The sequence below is a fragment of the Phocaeicola sp. RTP21359st1_B8_RTP21360_211022 genome (genome assembly GCF_040911965.1).
GTDB lineage: Bacteria > Bacteroidota > Bacteroidia > Bacteroidales > Bacteroidaceae > Phocaeicola > Phocaeicola vulgatus.
Genome location: NZ_JBDFXP010000050.1, coordinates 23,887 through 32,116 on the forward strand (window position 1 = coordinate 23,887; position 8,230 = coordinate 32,116).

Annotated in this window: 8 protein-coding genes; all 8 read left to right on the forward strand. The window is 42.8% G+C overall.

Annotated elements, in window-relative coordinates:
• Positions 1-72 precede the first annotated feature (72 nt).
• The 8 genes from AB5062_RS19335 (at position 73) to fsa (ending at position 8,152) form a co-directional block, all read left to right on the forward strand.
• Positions 73-447: a 2-amino-4-hydroxy-6-hydroxymethyldihydropteridine diphosphokinase gene (locus AB5062_RS19335; RefSeq protein ID WP_005842059.1), complete on the forward strand. Its 375-nt coding sequence runs from the start codon at positions 73-75 to the stop codon at positions 445-447.
• A 444-nt stretch (positions 448-891) separates the two neighbouring features.
• Positions 892-1,509, forward strand: a complete 618-nt coding sequence (locus AB5062_RS19340; protein WP_005852536.1) for a TetR/AcrR family transcriptional regulator — start codon at positions 892-894, stop codon at positions 1,507-1,509.
• Entirely contained in the window at positions 1,506-2,804 is a 1,299-nt protein-coding gene (locus AB5062_RS19345) for a TolC family protein (protein ID WP_057099193.1), read from the forward strand. The genes AB5062_RS19340 and AB5062_RS19345 overlap by 4 nt, the downstream gene beginning before the upstream one ends.
• Positions 2,791-3,687 carry an HlyD family secretion protein gene (locus tag AB5062_RS19350; RefSeq protein WP_008668976.1) on the forward strand — a complete coding sequence of 299 codons (897 nt, stop codon included), beginning with the start codon at positions 2,791-2,793 and terminating at the stop codon, positions 3,685-3,687. Before AB5062_RS19345 ends, AB5062_RS19350 begins: the two co-directional genes overlap by 14 nt.
• 8 nt (positions 3,688-3,695) lie before the next feature.
• Positions 3,696-5,150: an ATP-binding cassette domain-containing protein gene (locus tag AB5062_RS19355; RefSeq protein WP_074783376.1), complete on the forward strand. Its 1,455-nt coding sequence runs from the start codon at positions 3,696-3,698 to the stop codon at positions 5,148-5,150.
• Positions 5,151-5,173: 23 nt separating this feature from the next.
• Positions 5,174-6,280, forward strand: a complete 1,107-nt coding sequence (locus tag AB5062_RS19360) for an ABC transporter permease (RefSeq protein ID WP_005852544.1) — start codon at positions 5,174-5,176, stop codon at positions 6,278-6,280.
• A gap of 12 nt (positions 6,281-6,292) precedes the next feature.
• Entirely contained in the window at positions 6,293-7,399 is a 1,107-nt protein-coding gene (locus tag AB5062_RS19365) for an ABC transporter permease (RefSeq protein WP_005852546.1), read from the forward strand.
• Between the two features lie 96 nt (positions 7,400-7,495).
• Positions 7,496-8,152 (forward strand): fructose-6-phosphate aldolase, encoded by a 657-nt coding sequence (fsa, locus tag AB5062_RS19370; protein ID WP_005842067.1) that lies wholly within the window; start codon positions 7,496-7,498, stop codon positions 8,150-8,152.
• Positions 8,153-8,230: the final 78 nt, after the last annotated feature.

The window sequence follows — 8,230 nt, forward strand, 5'->3', positions numbered from 1 at the left end:
ATTTCTTTTATATATTCATGCAAAAGTAACAAAAACATTTCATACATTTGCACCATTAATGCAATAAATGTTATGGACGAACACCATTGTTTGCTTTGTATGGGCTCTAATACCAACCGTTACGCGCAACTCTCGGTTGCACGGGAAGCATTGCGCACCACGTTTCCCGACATTCATTTCGGCGAGATGATGGAAACGGAAGCTGTTGGCAGCGGCTTTCACTCCCCTTTCAGCAATCAACTGGCAAAATTCAGCACTACGCTTTCACCCGATTCCGTTCGTGATTTGTTTAAAGAATTGGAACGACGCAGCGGACGGATTCCCGAAGACAAGGCTCAAGGGGTGGTAAAACTGGATATTGACTTGCTGGTCTTTGACAATAAGATATTGAAACCGGAAGATATGGAAAGAGAATATATCCGCCGTGGAATGTCTGTGCTCTTTTAGAGCTTATACCTTATTATATACTAATCATTATCACCTTGTGATACCCCGCCTCCATCCCCCCCTATGGCAAACGATAGTGTTACTGAGAGGCCCAACCTGACAGGTGGGAAAACAGCTAAGTATTTTCATTGGCAGACCTAAGGCTTTCTACCAAGAAGGCTAAGGCTTTCCGGCCGTTCTATTTCTATCTCCATAGGCTTTGGAGTTATCTCCATAACCTTTGGAGTTATCTCCGCAGCCTTTGGAGTTAACTCCAAAGCCTATGGAGATAGAACACAACAGAAAGAAAAGCCTTAACCTGCCTCAAAAAAGAGATTAGCTTTCCTTGAAAAAAACATTTCATAAGAACAGAAAGCACATTTTTTTATCTCATCTGTTTGTTGTTTCCAATGATTCCTTATACATTTGCGTTTACTAACAATCCTGTTAAACAAAAATGATAATATGAAAGAAGAAACGAGCAATACAGAACAATCCATATTAAAAGCTGCTGAAAAAGAATTCCTTAAGAAAGGATTCTCCGGAAGCAAAACAACAGAAATAGCTAAGGAGGCTGGTGTAACCCATGCCATGCTGCATTATTATTTCCGTACAAAAGAGAATCTGTTCAACAAAGTATTTGAAGAAAAAGCCAGGCAACTGGCCGATACATTTCTTTCTCGTGTAGATGAGTCACTGCCTTTTTTGGAGAAAATAAAATGTTTCATTGAAGCACACTTCGACCTTTTGACTGCTAATCCCGAACTACCTTTATTTATATACAGGGAGATTCTGACCAATGAATGCGGAAAAGAAATTTGCCGTAAAACCTTGTTCCCTAATTTCCGGTTAGCAATCAGTCTGCTCGACCGGTCACTGCAAGAGGAAATAAAGAAGGGCACAATACGCCCCGTCAAGGCGGAAGATTTAATGGTCAGCGCCATTTCACTCAATATCTTTGTCTTTGTGGCAAACCCACTGATACAATTGTTTGTAGAAGAAAAAGGTGAAGAATATCATCAATATATGGAACGCAGAAAACAAGAAAATGTAGAAATCATATTAAGCAGATTAAGAATATGAAAAGGTTATTCATTCTCACAACCTTTCTTCTCGGCATCAGTCCCATTTGTTTGAATGCACAGGAACTCACGCTGGAAGAGTGTCAGCAGCAAGCCCAGGCGCATTATCCGCTGATTAAACGGTACGGACTGATTGAAAAGACGAAAGAATACAACATCTCTAACGCCGGCAAGGGTTATCTGCCACAGGTTTCATTGTCCGCTAAAGCCAGTTATCAATCGGATGTAACGGAAATACCCGTTGACCTGCCCGGAATTGATATTCGCGGCATACGCAAGGATCAATACCAAGCTATGTTGCAACTGGACCAAGTGGTATGGGACGGTGGTAACATCCGGGCACGGAAAGAGGTAACCCGTGCCACATCCGAAGTAGACAAACAGAAACTGGAAGTGGACATGTATGCCATCAACGAACGGGTAAACCAACTTTTTTTTGGCATCCTGTTATTGAAAGAGCAATTGAAGCAAAACCAGCTTATGCAGGAAGAATTACAAAGGAATTATGACAATGTTGCAGCATATGTAAAGAATGGCATTGCCAATCAAGCCGATTTGGATGCTGTAAAAGTGGAACAATTGAACAACATACAGCAACGTCATACTCTGGAAGCCACCTATCGTGCTTACGGCGAGATGTTGAAGATCATGATTAACCACCCTACTCCTTTAACCGAAAACACACTAAAGAAACCAGATGTAAATGCCTTATTATATAAAGGAGAAGCCTATTCTACAGAATTCATCCGACGTCCGGAACTTAACTTGTTTGCGGTACAGAACCAGCAACTGGAGGCGCAACGTAAACAACTTACCGCCAAGAACCTCCCCCGATTAGACTTATTCGTGCAAGGCGCATACGGCAACCCGGGACTGAATATGCTGAAAAATGAATTTTCGGCCTATTACGTAGCAGGCGTACGCCTTTCCTGGAACTTCGGCAACCTATATACTCGTAAGAATGAATCTCGCCAATTAATACTGAATCAACAGGATGTGAACGTACAGAAAGAAACGTTCTTGTTTAACACTCATCTGGAAATCACTCAAAACAACAGTGAAATTAAGAAACTGACGGAACTGATGAAGAACGATGAGGAGATTATCACCCTACGTAACAACATAAAAAAATCAGCCCAAGCAAAAGTTGCCAACGGAACACTGACCGTTACAGAAATGTTACGTGAAGTAACAGCCGAGAACATTGCCATGCAGGATAAAATCCTGCATGAAATTCAGTTATTGTCAGCCATTTACGAATTAAAATATACAACAAACCAATATGAGAACAAATAAATATATCTTACTTGCCGCCACTCTGCTCGGTTTATCCTCTTGCGGAAACAAGAGAGGCGACTATGATGCATCAGGTACATTTGAAGCTACCGAAGTAATTGTATCCTCCGAAGCCAATGGCAAGATCATGCAATTCAACATAGAAGAAGGACAGTTATTAAAGGCCGGGGAAGAAGTGGGGTGCATAGATACCTTACAACTCTATTTGAAAAAGATGCAGTTACTGGCCAGCGGTAAAGCGATAGCCAGCAAAAGCACGGACATCAATAAACAGATAGCTGCCACAAAAGAACAAATCGGCAAAGCCGAATATGAAAGAAAACGCACAGAAAACTTGCTGAAGGAAAATGCCGCCACCCAAAAACAAATAGATGATATTGACTCCCAGATTGCCGTTCTGAAAAAACAGTTGGAAGCACAGATCTCTACGCTTCAGCGCGGCAATGCCAGTATCACAGAAGAAAGCTCGGCCTACGAAATACAAGTAGCCCAACTGGATGACCAGCTTCGCAAATGTCACATTACCAGTCCGATTTGCGGAACAGTACTGGCCAAATATGCCGAAGCCGGGGAACTGGCCACGCAAGGAAAACCTTTATTTAAAGTGGCGGATGTACAACATCTTTTTTTACGCGCCTATATCACCGCCGATCAATTATCCCAACTGAAATTAGGAGATAAAGTAAAAGTGTTTTCTGATTTAGGGAAAGATGACCGCCGGGAATACGAAGGGACAATCACCTGGATTTCAGACAAATCGGAATTCACCCCTAAAACAATCCAGACACGTGACGAACGCGCCAATCTGGTATACGCCACAAAGATAGCAGTAAAGAATGACGGATACATCAAGATAGGCATGTACGGAGAAATGAAGAAATAAATAAGACAATGGATTATATCGTTTCTGTCAAAGGAGTTAGCAAAAGCTACGGTGAAGTTCAAGCCCTGAAAGATGTATGCTTTGAGGTGAAACCGGGAGAAATCTTCGGGCTTATCGGACCGGACGGTGCAGGAAAGACTACTCTTTTCCGCATTCTCACCACATTGGTGCTAGCCGATGAAGGAAAAGCGGAAGTCTGCGGGCAGGATGTGGTGAAGAATTACAAAGAGATACGCCGGCAGGCAGGATATATGCCGGGACGTTTTTCCTTATACCAGGATTTGTCCGTAGAAGAGAATCTCACTTTCTTTGCCACGCTTTTCAATACCACTATCCGGGAGAACTACGCATTGGTAAAGGGTATCTACCAACAAATAGAACCTTTCAAACACCGGCGTGCCGGAAAACTATCCGGCGGCATGAAACAAAAGCTGGCTCTGAGTTGCGCATTGATTCACAGGCCTTCCATACTGTTCTTGGACGAACCTACCACCGGTGTGGACCCTGTATCCAGAAAGGAGTTTTGGGACATGCTGCTGAAATTGAAACAAGAAGGTCTTACCATCATTGCGGCAACACCTTACCTGAACGAGATGAAATGCTGTGACCGTATTGCATTTATCCGTGAAGGAAAGATTCAAGGCATTGACACTCCGGACCGTATTCTTCAACAGTTCAGTTCGATCCTTTCTCCTGAAGGGCTCTCTTTTAATGAGCCGCAAGTCACCGGGCGATACGCCATAGAAGTAGAAGGCTTGACCAAACAATTCGGCAATTTCACGGCAGTGGACCATATCTCATTCAAAGTGAGACAGGGAGAGATTTTTGGTTTCCTAGGTGCTAATGGTGCCGGAAAAACAACAGCCATGCGCATGTTATGCGGTTTATCACAACCTACCGGGGGAAAAGGTACAGTAGCGGGCTTTGACATAGCCACGCAATACGAGCAGGTTAAAAAGAAGATCGGATATATGAGCCAGAAGTTCTCACTGTATGAAGATTTAAAAGTATGGGAGAACATCCGGCTATATGCAGGGATTTATGGAATGAGTGACAAGGAGATCGCTGAAAAAACAGACAAGGTGCTGGAACAATTAGGGCTCTTGAATGAGAAAAACACATTGGTCCGGTCACTTCCCCTGGGATGGAAACAAAAGCTGGCTTTCTCGGTAGCTATTTTCCATGAGCCGAAGATCGTTTTTCTGGATGAACCGACAGGAGGGGTAGACCCTGCCACACGCCGTCAGTTCTGGGAATTGATTTATCAGGCGGCAGAACGGGGAATCACCGTCTTCGTTACCACCCACTATATGGATGAAGCGGAATACTGTAACCGGATTTCAATGATGGTGGATGGAAAAATCGAAGCACTGGACACCCCACAACGGTTAAAAGAACGGTTTCATGCCCAAGATATGGATGAAGTATTCAGACAGTTGGCACGCAAGGCTGTAAGAAGTTGAAAAAAAGATAAAGAAAAAAGAGAATGAAGCAATTTATATCATTCGTGCGAAAAGAATTCTATCACATTTTCCGGGACCTCCGGACGATGCTGATATTATTAGGTATGCCTGTCGTACAAATTATTCTTTTCGGTTTTGCCATCACCACCGAAGTAAAGAATGTAAAAGTAGCTGTGCTGGATTTCTCAAAAGATGTATCCACCCGGCAAATCATCGACAAACTGGATGCCAGTGACTATTTCAATGTCAACAAGATACTGTATGACAACAACGAGATAGAGGAAACACTCCGGAAAAGCAGTTCGGACCTGATCATTGTGTTTGAGGCTGGTTTCGATAACAATCTGCGGCATACCGGTAAAGCCCGAGTACAACTGATAGCCGATGCCACCGATCCCAACAATGCTACCATACTGACCTCTTACGCATCCAATATTATTGCAGATTATCAGCAAAGCCGGATCATGCAACAACAATCACCCATACAGATTATCCCCCAAATAAAGTTATTGTACAATCCGGGTATGCAAAGCGCCTACAATTTTGTGCCGGGAGTAATGGGATTGATTTTAATGTTGATATGCGCCATGATGACTTCCATCTCTATTGTCCGCGAAAAAGAAACCGGTACGATGGAAGTATTGCTGGTATCTCCCGTACGTCCGCTATGGATGATTATAGCCAAAATGGTACCTTACTTTGTGCTGTCATGCGTCAATCTGGTTACAATTCTGTTGCTGTCTGTTTATGTATTACATGTTCCGGTAGCAGGCAGTCTTTTTTCGTTGGCTTTGCTCTCATGGATCTTCATCGTAGTATCTCTGCTGTTGGGATTATTGGTTTCCACTATCGCCCGTACCCAAGTGGAAGCCATGCTGTTTTCGGGAATGGTACTGATGATGCCTACCGTTCTACTTTCCGGCATGATATTCCCCATCGAGAATATGCCTCTTCCTTTACAGCTGATTTCAAATGTCATCCCTGCCAGATGGTATATTGTCGGAATCAAGAAAATCATGATTGAAGGATTGGGTATCAGTTATGCACAGAGAGAAATGGGTATACTTATGCTGATGGCTGTTGTCCTTTTAATCATCAGCCTAAAAAAGTTTAACAAACGATTAGAATAAGTTCCGGAAGATATGATAAAGTATTTATTAGAAAAAGAATTCAAGCAGTTACTGCGCAACCCGATGCTTCCGCGGATGCTACTCGTATTTCCCTGTATTATCCTGCTGGTGTTGCCTTGGGCCGCAAACTTCGAAATCAAAAATATGAATCTCAGCATAGTGGATAATGACCGCAGCCCCTATTCTACCCGATTAGTACAGAAAGTGGGAGCTTCCGAATATTTTCATCTGATAGATGTATCAAACAACTATCAGGAAGCAATGCAATGCATTGAAAAAGGAGATGCCGACCTCATTTTGGAAATCCCGCCACACTTTGAACGCGATTTGCTGAAAACCGGTGTAGCAAAAGTACTGGTTTCAGCCAACACCGTAAACGGAACGAAAGGAACGTTGGGAAGTTCCTACCTCAGTAATATAGTGAATGCCTATGCCACTGAAATCCGGATTTCCCATTCCGGCTCTATTTCTCCCTCCCCAGTGATAAAAATAGATACCCAAGGACGTTTCAACCCCTATCTGGATTATAAGGTATTTATGGTTCCGGCACTGATGGCGCAATTGTTGATGATGTTATGCGGCTTTCTGCCTGCTCTTAATATTGTGAGTGAAAAAGAATTCGGAACCATCGAACAAATCAATGTGACTCCTGTAAGCAAGTTCACTTTCATTCTGGCCAAGCTGATTCCTTACTGGGTAGCCGGCATGCTGATCCTCACAATCAGTATCATTCTGGCATGGTTAGTCTATGGTCTGGTTCCGGCCGGTCATTTATGGCTGCTTTATTTCTTCGCATTGCTGTTCATTATCGTCATTTCGGGTATGGGACTGGTAGTTTCCAACTATTCCCGAACCATGCAGCAGGCCATGTTTGTCATGTTTTTCTTTGTGATTATCATCATGCTGATGAGCGGATTATTCACCCCCATCAACAGTATGCCTGAGTGGGCTCAAGCCATCACCATAGCCAATCCCTTGAAATATTTTATACAAGTGACACGTATGGTCTATTTGAAAGGAAGCGGATTCGATGACTTGATCATGCAATTTATTGCCTTGCTTTTTATGGCTATCATGTTGAACGGTTGGGCCGTGTTCAGTTATAAAAAGAACTCATAACAGATAAATCGGAACATTTGCTTGTTTATCATTGTTAATATCAGTAGCTTAGCAGCCTATTGCTAACCTGATTTTAATTATCTAAAAGAAAAAGTTATGAAATTCTTTATTGACACAGCTAATCTGGAACAAATTCGCGAAGCAAACGCATTGGGCGTACTGGACGGTGTAACTACTAATCCCTCTTTAATGGCTAAAGAAGGTATTAAGGGAGTTGAGAACCAACATAAGCATTACATCGAGATATGTAATATTGTGGATGGAGATGTCAGCGCCGAAGTCATTGCCACCAATTACGAAGGAATGATCAAAGAGGGTGAAGAACTGGCAGCCCTTAATCCACACATTGTAGTAAAAGTTCCTTGTATTGAGGACGGCATCAAAGCTATCAAATATTTCAGCAATAAAGGAATCCGTACCAATTGTACACTGGTTTTCTCTGCCGGACAGGCATTACTTGCGGCAAAGGCGGGGGCTACCTATGTATCTCCGTTTGTCGGCAGACTGGATGATATTTGCAATGACGGTGTAGGACTGGTTGCACAAATTGTAGAATTGTACCAAACTTATGACTACAAGACACAAGTTCTTGCCGCCTCCATCCGAAACACCTTACATATATTACAATGTGCGGAAGTGGGAGCAGATGTAGTAACCTGCCCGTTATCCGCCATTAAAGGTCTTCTAAACCATCCATTGACAGATATAGGATTAGAAAAGTTCCTGGCCGATTACAAAAAGGTTAACGGATAATAAAAGAAGGTGTGTCAAAATGCACACCTTCTGTTTTTTACGCACAAAGCCCCGACTTTCACAAGCTGGGGCTTTGTT